General features: G+C 51.9%; 13 protein-coding genes and 1 riboswitch. Of the genes, 9 read left to right on the top strand and 4 right to left on the bottom strand.

The window, feature by feature from the left end; translation table 11 throughout:
* Window positions 1-4 precede the first annotated feature (4 nt).
* Both JJU14_RS06385 and JJU14_RS06380 read left to right on the top strand, forming a co-directional pair.
* Window positions 5-487 carry a YajQ family cyclic di-GMP-binding protein gene (locus JJU14_RS06385; RefSeq protein WP_228611759.1) on the top strand — a complete coding sequence of 161 codons (483 nt, stop codon included), beginning with the start codon at window positions 5-7 and terminating at the stop codon, window positions 485-487.
* Between the two features lie 103 nt (window positions 488-590).
* Window positions 591-768: riboswitch (cobalamin riboswitch) on the top strand.
* Window positions 769-802: 34 nt separating this feature from the next.
* The gene (locus tag JJU14_RS06380; protein ID WP_228611758.1) at window positions 803-2,578 is read left to right on the top strand and encodes a TonB-dependent receptor; all 1,776 of its coding nucleotides are present in this window, start codon (window positions 803-805) and stop codon (window positions 2,576-2,578) included.
* 27 nt (window positions 2,579-2,605) lie between these two features.
* Here the strand turns inward: JJU14_RS06380 and msrA are convergent, their stop codons facing one another.
* Window positions 2,606-3,145, bottom strand: a complete 540-nt coding sequence (msrA, locus tag JJU14_RS06375; protein WP_228611757.1) for a peptide-methionine (S)-S-oxide reductase MsrA — start codon at window positions 3,143-3,145, stop codon at window positions 2,606-2,608.
* A gap of 82 nt (window positions 3,146-3,227) precedes the next feature.
* On the opposite strand from msrA, the gene JJU14_RS06370 reads away from it, so the two are divergent.
* Together JJU14_RS06370 and JJU14_RS06365 are read left to right on the top strand one after the other, a co-directional pair.
* Window positions 3,228-4,199: an FAD-dependent oxidoreductase gene (locus JJU14_RS06370; RefSeq protein WP_228611756.1), complete on the top strand. Its 972-nt coding sequence runs from the start codon at window positions 3,228-3,230 to the stop codon at window positions 4,197-4,199.
* Window positions 4,192-4,908 (top strand): SDR family NAD(P)-dependent oxidoreductase, encoded by a 717-nt coding sequence (locus JJU14_RS06365; RefSeq protein ID WP_228611755.1) that lies wholly within the window; start codon window positions 4,192-4,194, stop codon window positions 4,906-4,908. The genes JJU14_RS06370 and JJU14_RS06365 overlap by 8 nt, the downstream gene beginning before the upstream one ends.
* Window positions 4,909-4,954: 46 nt before the next feature.
* Here JJU14_RS06365 and JJU14_RS06360 read toward each other — a convergent pair whose 3' ends face one another.
* Genes JJU14_RS06360 through JJU14_RS06350 form a run of 3 tightly spaced genes read right to left on the bottom strand, consistent with a single transcriptional unit; the run spans window position 4,955 to window position 9,496 of the window.
* Complete coding sequence (locus JJU14_RS06360) at window positions 4,955-5,290, bottom strand: YkgJ family cysteine cluster protein (protein ID WP_228611754.1); 336 nt, start codon at window positions 5,288-5,290, stop codon at window positions 4,955-4,957.
* Window positions 5,291-5,335: 45 nt separating this feature from the next.
* Window positions 5,336-8,440 (bottom strand): efflux RND transporter permease subunit, encoded by a 3,105-nt coding sequence (locus tag JJU14_RS06355; RefSeq protein ID WP_228611753.1) that lies wholly within the window; start codon window positions 8,438-8,440, stop codon window positions 5,336-5,338.
* 3 nt (window positions 8,441-8,443) lie between these two features.
* Window positions 8,444-9,496, bottom strand: a complete 1,053-nt coding sequence (locus tag JJU14_RS06350; protein ID WP_228611752.1) for an efflux RND transporter periplasmic adaptor subunit — start codon at window positions 9,494-9,496, stop codon at window positions 8,444-8,446.
* Between the two features lie 194 nt (window positions 9,497-9,690).
* On the opposite strand from JJU14_RS06350, the gene JJU14_RS06345 reads away from it, so the two are divergent.
* From JJU14_RS06345 to JJU14_RS06325, 5 genes are all read left to right on the top strand, one after another.
* Window positions 9,691-10,377, top strand: coding sequence for a DUF2982 domain-containing protein (locus tag JJU14_RS06345; RefSeq protein ID WP_228611751.1), 687 nt, complete (start codon window positions 9,691-9,693; stop codon window positions 10,375-10,377).
* 68 nt (window positions 10,378-10,445) lie between these two features.
* Complete coding sequence (locus JJU14_RS06340) at window positions 10,446-10,781, top strand: hypothetical protein (protein ID WP_091344341.1); 336 nt, start codon at window positions 10,446-10,448, stop codon at window positions 10,779-10,781.
* Between the two features lie 99 nt (window positions 10,782-10,880).
* Window positions 10,881-12,557, top strand: a complete 1,677-nt coding sequence (locus JJU14_RS06335) for a FapA family protein (protein ID WP_228611750.1) — start codon at window positions 10,881-10,883, stop codon at window positions 12,555-12,557.
* Window positions 12,558-12,670: 113 nt separating this feature from the next.
* Window positions 12,671-14,320, top strand: coding sequence for a DUF1566 domain-containing protein (locus JJU14_RS06330; RefSeq protein WP_228611749.1), 1,650 nt, complete (start codon window positions 12,671-12,673; stop codon window positions 14,318-14,320).
* A 9-nt stretch (window positions 14,321-14,329) separates the two neighbouring features.
* Complete coding sequence (locus JJU14_RS06325; protein ID WP_228611748.1) at window positions 14,330-14,842, top strand: DUF1566 domain-containing protein; 513 nt, start codon at window positions 14,330-14,332, stop codon at window positions 14,840-14,842.
* Window positions 14,843-14,890: the final 48 nt, after the last annotated feature.

Raw genomic sequence — 14,890 nt, 5'->3', positions numbered from 1 at the left:
TTGTATGCCTTCATTTGATATTGTGTCGGAAGTGGAACAGCAGGAAGTGCTGAATGCGGTGGAAAATGCCAACCGGGAACTGGACACCCGCTACGATTTTCGTGGCGTGGAAGCCACCTTTACCCTGAGTGATCAGGTGGTGACCATGAAAGCGGAAGCCGAGTTTCAGTTGCAGCAGATGCTGGAAATATTTCGGGCCAAAGTCATCAAGCGCGGTCTGGATGCACGCTCTTTTACAGAAAACGAGGTGGTGCACTCGGGTAAAACCTACAGCCAGAGTTTAAGCCTGCTGCAGGGCATTGATACACCAACGGCTAAAAAACTGGTGAAGCTGCTCAAAGACAGCAAACTGAAAGTACAGGCTTCCATTCAGGGCGATCAGGTGCGGGTGACCGGCAAGAAGCGGGATGACTTGCAAGAAGCCATCGCTTTTGTGAAACAAAGTGAGCTGGAGCAGCCATTCCAGTTTACCAACTTCCGCGATTAACTCCCGCTCTCTATGCAAAGACAGACAGCCTGCTCAGTTCTGTCTTTGCTAGCCCAATTTAGCCATCTGGATTTCTATTGACATTTCTTGTGTGCAGGCTACACTGAGCCCGCTTTTTTCAGGTGCTGCGTAAACACGCAGTGAAACGGGAATCTGGTGAAAAACCAGAGCTGCCCCCGCAACGGTAACAAGCCTGGTCCAAAACCACTGTCGCAAGATGGGAAGGTGAGGACAGAATCTGCTTGTAAGCCCGGAGACCGGCCTGAAAAGTCCATCAACCAACCAATGTGCGGTGGGCACATTGCAGGAGTGTCTATGTTTAAGTATTCGTTGGCAGCATTGGCTGTCACCTCGCTGCTGCCTGCAGCTTTTGCCGATTCGATTGAAACCATTACCATTTACAGCAGCCGTCAGCCGCTTGCGGTAGAACAAAGCCTGGCTAGCGTCACTGTGCTGGAACGCGCAGATATCGTCGCTCGTCAGGCGCAGGATTTACCGGCGTTGTTAAACCAGCTGCCTGGTGTCACCATTTCCCGCGATGGTGGCCGAGGTCAAAACACCGGGGTTTTTATTCGTGGCGGCAATACTGGCCATACCCTGGTGTTGGTGGATGGTGTCCGTACCGGCTCGGCCACCTTGGGACAAAGCTCCTTGTCGATGATCCCGCTGGATCTGATTGAGCGAATTGAAGTGATCCGTGGCCCGCGCGCCGCCTGGTATGGCTCGGATGCACTGGCTGGGGTTATTGCCATAACTACCCGTCGCCAGCAGCATACTGAGTTCAATGCCGGTGTCGGCAGCTATGGTCTGCTGGAAACGGATTTGGGGTTACAGCATCAGCAGGGCGACTGGCAGCTGCACGCCAATCTCGGCTACAGCCGGGCGGATGGCTTCGATGTGCAGCCAGCGCTGGATCCGGATAAAGATGGTTTCTGGCAGCGTTTTGCCCGTTTAGGTGCGGCCTATCAATCCGAGCTGGGGCAGTTTCACTGGCACAGCCATATCAATACGGGGCGATACGATTTTGATACCGCCTGGGGCAGTGAAGATCGCTCGGCGGTCTTGCAGCGCAGCCATGTAGTGGGCTGGCAACATCAACTGGCTGAGACTGGCCATCAGTTGCAATTAAGCCGTAATCTCGATAGCGATACCACCTTTGGCCCGGACTCACGCAGCCCCTTTAGTACTGCTCGTGATGAAGTGAACTACCAGTTGAACCACAGTCTGCGGACGGAGCTGGATCTGCTGGTTGGCGCTAACTGGTACCAGGAAGAAGTGGCTAAAGCAGCGCCTGCTTACGAGGAAAGTAAACGCAACAACAGAGCGCTCTTTGCCGGTATCAACTATCAGCCTGCCGACTGGTTGTTTGAGGCGGCGGCCAGGCAGGATCGTTTTAGTCAGTATGGCAAGGAGCACACCTGGCAACTGGCTGCTGGCTATTATGTAACCGAGCAGTGGTTGCTCCGACTAAGTCGCGGCACGGCCTTTAAGGTACCGTCTTTTAATCAACTGTACTGGCCTGGTTTTGGCAATCCGGATTTAAAGCCTGAAGAATCGGTCTCGGATGAGGTGGCGCTGCGCTTTAGTGGCACAGGCTTGCAATCCGAGCTGGTGCTGTTTGACCGCGAAGTAGCCAATCTGATCCAGGGCAGCGAGATGGCTGAAAATGTACTGCTGGCCAAAGTGCGTGGGGTGGAGTACAGCCTAGGCCTCAACCTGACACACTGGCAGCATCAGGTGGCCTATACCTGGCTTGATGCTCGCAATGAACAGACGGGCGAGCCTTTGCAGCGACGGCCGAAGCACAGCGTCAATCTGCGCAGCGGCTGGCAGGGCGAGCAGTGGCAGGCCTATGCAACACTCGATTACCAAAGCGCAACCTTTCAGGGCTTTGACTGGAACAGCATGGCCAATTACCCGGATCTCGGTGGGTTCACCGTGCTGGGTCTGGCTGCCCGTTACCAGCTAAGCCCAAAGTGGCAGCTTCGGGCTAAACTGGATAACCTGACCGATAAAACCTACCAGACCAGCATTGGTTACGCCACCGCAGGCCGCAGTATTGGCTTGCGTCTGAGTTATCAGGGGCTCTGATAGCCATAGCACTGATCGCATGTGCGGTCAGTGCTTTTTCAGTAAAGCGGTAAATTGTGCGCGGAACTTGGCCATCTTCGGTGCCACCATAAACTGACAGTAGCCTTGATTCGGGTTTTGCAAGAAGTAGCCCTGATGGTAGCTTTCGGCCGGATAAAAGGTACTGGCCGGGCTTAGTTCGGTCACGATAGGTGCGGCAAACAGCTGTTGCTGGCTAAGCTCTGCCATCAGTTGGCTGGCTTCTTGCTGCTGTTGCTCGTTATGAAAAAAAATCACCGAACGGTACTGGGTGCCAACATCGTTGCCCTGACGATTGAGCTGCGTTGGATCGTGCAGGCAGAAAAAAATCTGGCACAGCTGTTGAAAACTAATGACATCGGCATCAAAGCGGACCTGTACAACTTCGGCATGGCCGGTCTGGCCGGTACAAATGTGCTGGTAGCTGGGATTTTGCGTATGGCCGCCCATATAGCCACTGATCGCGGTTTCAACCCCTTGCAGCTGATTCATGGCGGCTTCCAGACACCAAAAACAGCCGGCGCCAAATGTAGCAGTTTGGGTAGTCATACTCATTCCTTTTGCAATGCTACGCTGATCGTAGCGCTTCTAGTATACGTACACCAGCTCAATTGGATGAATGGAAATGTCTATGCGTGTTGCAATTGTAGGTGCCGGCGTTGCCGGCTTGAGCTGTGGCCAGGCTCTGCTGTCAGCAGGTGCCGAGGTGCACTGGTTTGATAAAAGCAGGGCCACTGCTGGTCGTGCCTCGGCCAAGCGAGCTTTTGGTGACCATGTCGATTTAGGCGCTCAGTACTTTACGGCACGTCACCTAGCGTTTCAAGAGCAGGTTGAGCGTTGGCAACAACAGCAACTGGTCGCTCCCTGGCCAGCCAAGCTCTATCGTTTTGCCGAAGGGCACTTGCAGCAATCCGCTGATGATATCAAACGCTATGTTGGCTTGCCGGCCATGCACAGTCCCTGGCGATCTGGGCTCCCGGAGCAGGCGATCACACTTAATTGCCGCATCCAGGCTATATCGTACCAGCAAGGCTGGCAGTTGCAGGCTGAGGATGGTCGTAGCTTCACGGGTTTTGATGTTCTGGTATTAGCACTGCCCCCTGCGCAGGTCAGCGAATTATTGGACCAAGATGAGGACTTGCGTCAGCAAGTGCCCGTTAGCATGCTGCAGCCTTGTCAGGCTATTGCTCTTCGGTTGGCAGAGCCAATTGCTCATCCGGCAACGGCTGTTTTTGTCAAAGACCGGCCAGTCAGTTGGGTGGCCTGCAACAGCGATAAACCCGGGCGACAGTCCGATAGCCAGCACTGGGTGCTGCATTTTACCCCTGAGTTTAGTCAGCAGCAGTTGACAGCAACAGCCGATGAGCTGAGCTTGCTGGCACAGGCCGAGTTATCCTTGCTGTTTCAGCAAGACGTTCAGGTCGAGCAAAGCGTGCATCAGCGTTGGCTCTATGCCATTGTCGATGCAGAGCAGGCCGCTCCGGGCGTGCTGATAAGCCGTCGCTTTCCTTGCGTAGTCACTGGGGACTGGTGCCTTGGTGGCCGGGTTGAAAATGCCTGGCTGGCTGGGCAACAGGCGGCTAAGGCGGTGTTTCATGTCTGATGTGTTGATTGTCGGTGGCAGCGGCGCTATTGGCTCGGCGCTTATACAGCACTATGGCGCTTTAGGGGATAGGGTGACGGCGCTTAGCCGCAAGGCAGCGCCACCCTGGGTGCAAGGGCGGGGCTGGCTGCACTGGCAGTCGGTGGATGAGCAGGATAGCGCTAGTCTGAATACTGCACTGGAGCATAGCCTTAGCAGAGCTCCTGGCATAATTTACCTGTGTCAGGGCTGGTTGCATGATGAAAAGACCTTACCGGAAAAAGCCATCAGCCAGTTATCTGACGAGCACTTGCTGCAGTCGCTTGCTGTCAACTTGCTGTCACCTGCCAGGTATCTGCAAGCGCTGATGCCCTATATGTTTCGCCAGCCCGGGGTCAAAGTGCTGGTGCTTAGCGCCAAAGTGGGCAGTATCACGGACAATCAGCTTGGCGGTTGGTACAGTTACCGGGCCAGTAAAGCGGCGGTGAATATGCTGGTAAAAACGGCCAGTATTGAGTTGAAGCGGCGCAATAAAACGGCTACCTTGGTCACAGTACACCCGGGCACCACCGCATCGGAGTTATCGGCGCCCTTTCAGGCCAGAGTGCCGGCGGCTCAATTGCAAAGCCCGGATAGTACGGCCAGTCGTCTTGCTCAGGTTGCTGCACGTTTGCAGCCTGAGCAGACGGGTTTGCTGCTGAACTGGGATGGCCAGCCACTACCTTTTTGATTGGGTGATGGCTTTGATAATGTTTGGCTAACCTGTTTTTTCGAACTCAGGCGGCCCGCTCTTCCTTACACTCATAGGAGCCCATTTCAAACTCACGGCAAATCCATGGGCGCTGCTCGTAAATGGTGCAGCGCATGCTGGCCCTGTCCAGTGCTGCACACCAGCCATCGTCAAGGCGAGCCATGGTCTCTCCTCCCCACTGATCCACCGCTATGTACTGTTTAGGTACCCCAGTATCGGTGATAAGCAGTACTTCCAGCCGGCAGCAACAGGCCTGACACTGTTGGCATGAAATCTCTGATGATGTGGCGAGGTTGGTGATAGGGATGCTTGAGGCTGTGATAGGGATAGCTCGGGTGAATTCAATGAATGCAGCTATCATACGCGAAAACGGGCCGCATTACCGGCCCGTTGTTGGTTTTTTCGTTTAGCGTTTTTCTGGCCCGGCTTCGGCTTCCAGTGCAGCCAGTTCTCTGGCCAGTCGTTTTGGCGAGCCGGTATTGCGAGCCAGCGCAATGTACATCACAGGGACCACATAGAGCGTCAGTAGTGTCGCCAGCGCCACCCCAGAGAAGATGACGGTACCAATCACCATCCGGCTTTCAGAGCCTGGCCCTGAAGCCAGAATCAGTGGCAGGCTGCTCATGGCGGTAGTAAAGGCGGTCATGGTGATGGGGCGCAGACGCTGCACAGCAGCCCGCCGCACCGACTCTTCAAACGCCACACCCGCATCCCGCAACTGGTTGGCGAACTCGACAATTAAAATGCCGTTTTTCGCCACCAGGCCAATCAACATGACCAGGCCTATTTGGCTGTAGATGTTCAGCGTCATGCCAGAGAAGTAGAGGCCAGCTAAAGCACCTACCAAACCGAGAGGCACCGTGATCATGATCACCAGCGGGTGAATAAAGCTTTCAAACTGCGCCGCCAGCACCAGATAGGTGATAAGCAAAGCCAGTAAGAAGACCAGTAAGGTGGCATCACCACTTTCCTGGTACAGCTGAGACTCCCCTTTGTAATCGATGCTGACATAGTCGTCAATCTCGGTGCGCACAATGTTTTCCAGGTAGGCGAGTGCTTCACCCAAGCTGTAACCAGGCGCCATGTTGCCACTAATGGTAATAGCGCGCATCCGGTTGTAGCGATTTAAACTGGATGCCGTTGCCTCTTCGCGCAAGGTCACCAGGTTATCCAGAGGGATCAACTGATTGGATGTACTGGATCGAATGTACACATTGCTGATAGTCGATGGCGAGCGGAAGTCATCGTCCCAACCTTCCAGCAGCACATCGTATTCACGGCCCCGATCCAGGAAGGTGGTCACCCGGCGTCCGCCCAGCATGGCTTCCAGTGAGCGACCGATAGCCCCAATGGAGACACCTAGATCTGCCGCCCGCTCTACATCGATATCTACCAGCACCTGCGGCACGGTTTCACGGTAATCGTGATCCAGCATCAATAGGTTCGGGTTTTCGGCTGCTTTTTCCAGCACAATGTCGCGCCAGCGCGCCAGATCCTCGTAGGTATTGCCTTGCAACACAAACTGAATGGGCCGGCCGCCACCGCCGCCGCCACCAAGACCACTGCGCATAAAGGTAAAGGCACGGATATCCGGCAACTCATTGAGCTTCATCCGCACTTCATTCATTAACTCCTCGGTACGGCGATGGTCATTGTGCCAGTTCTCAGAACCAACAATGGCGATACCACCGTTATTGCCCCAGCCAGGCACACGGATCAGCAAACGGTTGAATTCACCCCTTTCGTAGTAAGGCAGCAGCACATCTTCAACCAGGCTCATGTTGCGACTGTTGCTGCTGTAACTGGCACCTTCGGCACCATTCATGCTGACAAAAAAGGTACCTCTGTCTTCAGAAGGAGCCAACTCGGATGGCAGTAAACGCAACAGCATTAAACTGGAGATCATGCAAATTACCACCAGGGCGATTACCGGCCAACGACTTTGGGTAACCACCTTGAGCTGATTGGTATAACCGGACTCCAGCTTCTGAAAGCCGATATGCAGCCAGTTGCCGAGCTTGCTTTCACGCTTGCGGTGACTCAGGATTTTACTGCATAACATCGGAGACAACGTCAGAGCCACAATGCTCGAAAATGCCACTGCAGCCGCGACCGCCAGTGCAAACTCGGTAAATAAGCGGCCAATTTGTCCTTCCATAAAGACCAGAGGTACAAAGACTGAAATCAGCACCAGGGTCGTAGCAATAACAGCAAAGCCAACCTCACGGGCACCGCGGTAGGCGGCTAATAAGGGGGGCTCACCTTGCTCAATCCGGCGGTAAATATTTTCCAGCACCACGATGGAGTCATCCACCACCAAGCCGATGGCCAGCACCATCGCCAGTAAGGTCAACAGGTTGATGGAAAAGCCCAGCGCATAAAGTACCGTCACTGCAGAAATCAATGCCACCGGCACCGTAATGGCAGGAATAAAGGTTGCGCGAACATTACCAAGGAAGAGGTAAATCACCAGCACCACCATGCTCATGGCGATGGCCAGGGTGCGGTACACTTCTTTGATTGACTCGGAAATAAACAACGAGGAATCATAACCTGGCTCTATGGTGGTGCCAGGTGGCAGGTTTTGTTTGATCCGTTCCATCTCGGCGCGGGCATTGCGCACCACTTCCAGGGTGTTGGCGGTGGATTGTTTTACAATACCTATACCAAGCACATTGCGGCCATCACTACGGAACTCACTCTCTTCATCTTCAGAAGACAGCACCACATGAGCTACTTCGCCAAGTCGAACCAGATAGTTGTTGGCACCGCGTTTGATCACCAGATTTCTAAAATCCTGTTGAGTTAAAAAAGTCCGGGCCACCCGCACAGTAAAGTCGCGGTCAATGGATTTGATGTTACCAGCCGGCAATTCTACGTTCTCACTGCGCAGGACATTCTCGATATCCTGAATGGTAACCTGGCGCGATGCCATGGCCTCCTGATCCAGCCAAATACGCATGGCATAGCGTCTGGAGCCTCCAAGGCGTAAATTAGCCACACCGTCCACCACCGAGAATCGCTCCACAATGTGGCGATCGGCATAGTCGGTCAGTTCAAGTGAAGTCATGTTGGTGCTGTTCAGCACAAACCAGACTACGACATCATCATCGTCGCTTGCTTTGAATACCTCAGGTGGAAAGGCTTGATCCGGCAGATTGTTCAGCGCTCTGGATACCCGCTCGCGCACATCATTGGAAGCGGCATCAATGTCCCGGCTGATGTTGAACTCAATGGTAATATTCGACCGACCATTGCGGCTGGTAGAGTTGATGCTTTTGATGCCTTCCACGCCACTGATTCGATCTTCCAGTAATTGAGTAATGCGTGACTCGACAATTTCTGCCGAGGCGCCAGGGTAGACGGTACTAATACTAACCACAGGCCGGTCGATACTCGGATACTCACGCAGCGGCAACATGGTAAAGCAGACGATGCCAAAGGTAAGGAGTAGCAAGTTGACGACGGTAGCAAAGACCGGGCGCTTCACCGATAAGTCTGATAACAGCATAGGTTACTCCACCCGACTAATAGTGACGCCAGTACGTACTTTCTGTACGCCCTCGATGATGATTTCGTCGCCTTCAGACAAACCATCGACAATTTCAACCCAGCCAGGTATACGTTCACCAATCTGCACCTGAATTTGAGTGACCTTGTTGTCGGTACCTACTTTGTAGACATACTGTCGGTTTTGCAGTGGTACCAGGGCATTCTCGGGCACCATGAGCACATCCTGGTTGGTCAGTGTTACCCGAACATCCAGCAACATACCAGGACGAAGACGCAAGTCTTGGTTATCCACCACACCATGTACCCGAACTGAGCGGGTCACCGGGTCGATACGGGGATCAATCGCTTTGATTTCACCATTAAAATCCACATTCCGATAAGCGACATTGCCAATGGTTACTGGCATGCCGACAGCCAGCTCTGCAATGAAACGTTCTGGCACATTAAACTCGACCCGAAGCACAGAAATATCATCCAGGGTGGTAATCACGCTGCCGCTGTTAACATAAGCCCCCTGGCTTACAGAGCGCAGGCCCAAAATGCCATCAAAAGGTGCGCGGATGGTCATTTGCCGTAAGCGTGACTCAGCACTTTCCAGTTGTGCCAGCGTCGTATTCACCCTGGTTTGCTGCTCATCCAGCATCGACTGGGCTGTGGCTTGTGTCGCAGCCAGGTTCTTTAAACGCTCCAACTGGCGTTGTTGTTCGGTCAATTGCGCTTGCAGCTCGGCAACCCTGGCACGTTGCTCTACATCATTCAACCGGGCTATCACATCGCCACGTTGCACGCTTCGGCCTTCAATCACGTTGAGATAAGTCAGATACTCGCTGCTGGATGCGATCAGTTGCACCGAGTTATTGGCAAGCCCGGTTCCCAGAGCATTCACTTGTCTGGCTAAAGGTTGTATTGCTGCCTCAGTGGTTTTCACGGCAACTGCGCGGGCCGGTGGGCGCTGTCCGTTAGGTTCTTGCTGTGTCTGATAAAACAAGTACCCCGCAAACAACAGCAAAGCTGCCAGCAAGAAAAGGACAATAGCGGAATGTTTTTTGGCCACAATAACTCCAGAGCTAAGATAAATACGAGTGCATGGCTATTGTATGTAAATTAGTGCCCCTTGGATTTCGTATTGTCGCAGTGCATACGGTATTGGTCGTATAAAACCCATTCTGATACGGACGAAAGCGAAATAGCATGCCCAAAGCAAATACAGTATAGTTGTCGGTGGATGTAAAGTAAGGAAGAACCACGATGTCGCAACAGGAAGATACAACGGTCAGTGTAAAAGCATACAAAGCCAGTGGTAATGAAGGTGGTGCTAAAACAATGCTGATCAGTGCTGCACTCTTTGTGCTGCTGGTGCTTTATTCCTGGCTCTTTGTCGATCAGGCCAACCCTATGCTGGCTATTTGCTTTATTGCAGCTTCCGTTGGCATCTACGCAGGTTGGGCAAAGTTGGCTGAGCCATTGCACGGTATCGTCTGTGATGAGGATGGTGTTCGTTACCACCATAAAAGAGGCAGCTGGATGTTGCCATGGCAGGCATTTTCTCATTGCAGCCCGCAGCCAGATATGGAGCATGAGGTCAACTACATTGCTTTTAAAGTGACTGACATGCACGCTTTTTTGCAACACTTGCCACTGCGGCTAGCCATTAAATTGATGATGGAACAACGTGCGCTTTGGTTTGCTGTTTTAAAAGAGAAGTGTCCTCAAGGGCAATGCGCTACTGAATGGTTAGCTGAGAAAGACCGATTTTCGACGCCGCAAAGACAATACGATGGGGTGCTGGCCATGTTTGCCAATCGAATGCAGAAACTCGGGCTGTTTTGCGGTTTTGAATTGTTTATTCCGGTAAACTGCGTTGATGTGCCTGCAGAGCAGTTTTGTCGTGAAGTGAATTGGATGCGAATGCAGCGTCTTAGTGCCGAGTCTTAAGCTAGACAGTTGAGTGTGGCTGTATCATAATGAAACTAAATTAGTACTGAGAAGTCAGGTGGCTATGCATGAATAATTACGAAAAAGCATTCTTGGTAAGTGGTCGAAATACCATTATTCATAAGTTAAAAAAAGTGGATTTGGTGATTGTCAATGATGATGAAGATCCACCGTTGATCGTAACCCGTCATGGCGTCAAACCTTTTACGGAAGCTGTTCCTGCCAACCGGGCAGAAGCCAAAGAGCGCTATCTGGAACTTGTTGATATTTCCAGCACCGAAGTGTTTGGTGAGTGTAAGACCTTATTGTTTGTTCAGGCACTGAATAACAAAGAATACAAAATCGACTATAGCAAAGCCAATACCAACCTGTTTATTCGAGTGCATCAGGATAATTACATCTGATTTCCGCTTTTGCCCTGGCTTTAACAGGTACAGGGCTTGCCTTTCCGCTGATTTTTTGTTTCATTAGCAGTATTAAGTCTTGCATGGTGTCATAGTCCTGTGAGTGATCCTGTTATCAGTTTTAAAGAAAAAGAACTGCAAGTACATGCGGTGGTTGCTGTTACAGCATCATCCCTAACGAAAGAGTTGTTGCAACAGCAGTTGCAACAGGCTGGTTTTGGTCGTTGTAAGTTGGTACCAGAGCAGATTAAAAACCTGTTGGCGCATTACGAACAAGAGCAGCAGAAAGTTAAAGAGAAATTGCAAGCTGCTGCCAGTAAAGAGCTGACTTATCTAGTGGCTGAAAAGATTCCGGCAGAACTTAGTTTTAGCATTGCCGAAGATAAGATGTCGGCAAGTGCGCACATTACTGCGGCTTTTGGTGGAGAACCTATTTCAGCGAATGCACTGGTAAAAGAAGCACAAAAAGAAGGGATTGTGTTTGGCTTTATCAAAAATAACATTATTCATCTGGTAAGTCAGGCCAGTAAAGCCGAAGCTGGTGCGAAATTAAAGCATACTATTGCCCAGGGTCGTGCTGTGACCCAAGGTGAGAACTCTCGATTTGAGCCCTTGATTCCTGCGATGGAGAGTCGTCGTAACCGGCCTGTCATTAACCCGGATGATAAAAAAGCTGATTTGCGTGATTTTGGCGTGATCCCTTCGATTGCTCCGGGCGAGCCTCTAATGCGCCGCCATCCGCCTACGAGCGGTAAAGAAGGTATGACAGTTACTGGTGAGCCGATGCCTGCCATGCCGGGGCTGACCGTGGAGTGGAATTTGGGGGAAGGGGTTGGCTTATCGGCCGAAGATCCTGATCTGCTAAAAGCCACGCGTGATGGCTTGCCTCGTGTGATTGAGTCCGGTGCCACTGTGGATGAAGTCTTTAGCGTTAAGGAAGTTGATAACAGTACAGGCCACATTATCTTTAAAGGCTCTGTGGTGGTAAATGGTGATGTTCGTGAAGGCATGAAAGTCATCGCGGGTGGTACTATTTTTGTCAAAGGCATCATGGAAGGAACCTTACTTGAAGCGGGTGGCGATGTTACCATTCAGGGCGCTGTGATTGGGCATCAAATCTCCAATCCAGATGCAGAGAGTGACTACAGCACAGTGGTGAAAGCTAAAGGCGATGTGCAATGCAATATGGCGCAGTATGCGCGCTTTAGCTGCGGAGGTAATTTGTATGTCAACAAGCAGCTGGTGCATAGTGCGGTTGAAGCACATACAGTATTTGCCGGTCCTGAGGAAAAACCGACCGGTAAAATTATCGGCGGTAGTTTTTATCTGGATCAAGGGATTTATGCCGGCAGTTTGGGGGCATTGTCCATCAGCTCCATCCTTATTCGCCTGAATCGTTTGATTGATCCTATCGTGGAAAAGCAAGAAGTGTTGCGTGCCAGTGTGACTGGCCTTAAAACAGATATGGCCGCAATCAAGGAGAAAATTGATCAGTTTAAGAAGCTCGAGGGGAGCCCGGCTATCGAGGCAAGACTGAAAGAGCTGGCGACTGAGTTTGAAGAATATCGCCGTACAGCCACAGAGCTCATTGCCGATATCCGCCAGTTGGAAGAGCAACGTAAAGAGTTTTTAAGCAAGGCCGAGGTGGTTGCCCGTAACGAACTTTTCTCTGCTGTTGAAGTGCAGTTTGATAAAGAAGTGGTTCGTAGCCGGCGAGAGTATGGGCCATCAAGAGTACACATCGTAGGTGGCAAACCAGAAATTGAGCCGCTGTAATTCCTTTCTTTCGCATTGAGCCGATTGGCCTGAAGCTTGCTATATTTTCTGTCAGAAGAACGGCTGCACGTCATGGTTGCCCAAGTCGTTTATACCGGAATGACAGAAATAGCATGAAAAACATTCGTTGGATACTGCTGATAAGTTTACTGTTGCTGACTGCCTGTGGTGGTAAGGGGTCTGAAGCTGAAAGCTTGGCCAGTGTGAATGCTGGCCCGGATCAAACCCTACATACAGGTGCTGTATTAACGCTTACTGCCCGCGGTGATCCTTCTGGCGGTGAGTTCAGCTGGCATCAGCTGAGCGGCCCCGCTCTCATTGGTTTTCCTCATGCGGGGGCTGAGGTCTCCTTGGTGTTGCCAGAGGAGATCACTCAAGCCCTCTTTATCTTTGAAGTCCGTTACCGTTTACTGGATGGCCGTTTGCTAACGGACCGACTGCAAGTGCAGGTTCTACCTAGGGTGTCACAGCCGGTTGCTTTAATCCAAAGCTCGCTGACTACCGAGCAACTGGCGACTACCGGAGAGCTGGTGTTGCTTGATGGAAGTGCTTCTTTCGATCCGGAAGGGCAAAGCCTTTCCTTTTCCTGGCAACAACTTGCAGGTGATATCTACTGGTTGGATGGGATGAATTTGTTTCAGCAACAGTTGCAGCTAAAAGCACCCTTGCTGGCCACCGATAGCCGCTTCCTGTTCGAACTCACCGTGCAAAATGCTGCTGGCTTGAGTGATCAGGCAGACATTGAGGTGTGGGTTCAAGGCAACACGGCGGGAATCTTTGCCGATCCGGGGCCGGATCAAACGGTGATGGAGTTTAAGCGGCATTGGTTGGATGGTAGTCATTCTGCTTCTCTGCGTAGTAGCGTCAATTGTAGCTGGAGCCAAGTTGCTGGTAATAGTGCTTCCTTAACCGATGCCATGGCCTGTAAGACAGATTTCATTGTGCCGGATAGCCGGTTGCAGCCAGAGTTGCGTTTTCAGTTGCAGGTACAAGATAGCAGTGGTGCCAGTGCCTCGGCCGAGTTACGATTAACTGTGCATCCATCGGCGCTGCACTATCAAGTGGATACCGGGCAAAGTCGTTGCTACGATCAACTGGCAGTAATTCCCTGTGACGATCAGGCCTATCCTCGGCAGGATGCAGACTTTGGTCGCGATTCAGTCGCTCCTTTTCTGAACAAAATAGGTATCGGCCGGGCTGGCTTTGATTTTAGCAAGCTGGATGCATTTGGTGATGAGTTACCGCGTGATGCGACCGATTTCGTCTGTCTGCGTGATAACGTCACAGGCTTAATTTGGGAGCTGAAAGAACCTGTGGCCGCAAGCGTGTCAACGGCATCACTGCGCTCAGCCAGCAATTATTACAGTTGGACCAGTGCGGCTGATGGCAACGGTGGTAATGCCGGGCAAGCTGCTCCCGCTCAGAGTGGTTGCCCCAGTAATAGCGATTGCGGCACTGCAACCTATGTGGCCGCGGTGAATGCCAGTTTGTACTGTGGAGGAGCAAATTGGCGCTTACCGACGGTGACAGAGTTAAATAGCCTGGTAGATTTTGGCCAGAAAGAAGTTCTGGACCCAGCGCTGTTCCGGCATGAGCCGGCTCCAACGGTTTTATCACACCGTTATTACTGGACTCGTCAAAGCAGTGCCGAAGGTGGTGGTGCCCATGCCGCCTGGGTGATTAGCATGGATGATGGCAACGATAACTCATTACCCAAACGGGCAGACAGCCGTGCTTATGTGCGCCTGGTACGGAGCCCTTAAGGAGTGTCTATGCGCTATTTTGTGTTGTTCAGCGCGCTGCTCAGTGTTGGCTTTGTCCAAGCGAGCCAGGTGTGTTTTACTGAAATTTCAGCCTCTACCCAAAGTGATGATTTTATTGCCTTACCAGGCGGGCAGGTACATCAACAAAGTAAGGGACTGATCTGGCAGCGTTGTTTGTATGGACAGAGCTGGAATAATGCTGAACAGCGCTGTGATGGTACCGCTATTCGGTTGACGTGGCAGGAAGCCCTGCAACAAAGCACGACCTTGTCTGTACCTGCCACAGTCTGGCGTGTGCCGGATGTCAAAGAAGCCATGAGTATTGTTGAGCGTCAGTGTGTCGATCCAGCGATTCGGCTGAATGTTTTTCCAAATGCCAACAGTGAAAATATCTGGACCAGTACTACGGTGCAGGCCATGCCAGCTGAAGCCTGGGCCATCGCGATGTACAGTGGTAAAAACAACCGCAAAGGCAAAGAGCAGCAACTCTATGTTCGCTTTGTCCGACTTTCCGATGAGTAGATACCTGGCTGCGTTTGTTTGTGCTGAGTAAATGGCTGGAATAAGCTA

It is taken from the genome of Alkalimonas sp., from assembly GCF_020831925.1.
In the GTDB taxonomy this organism is placed as follows: Bacteria; Pseudomonadota; Gammaproteobacteria; order Enterobacterales; family Alteromonadaceae; genus Alkalimonas.
Note: the sequence above shows the minus strand (reverse complement) of the source record. Positions and strands in the feature narration are given on the sequence as shown.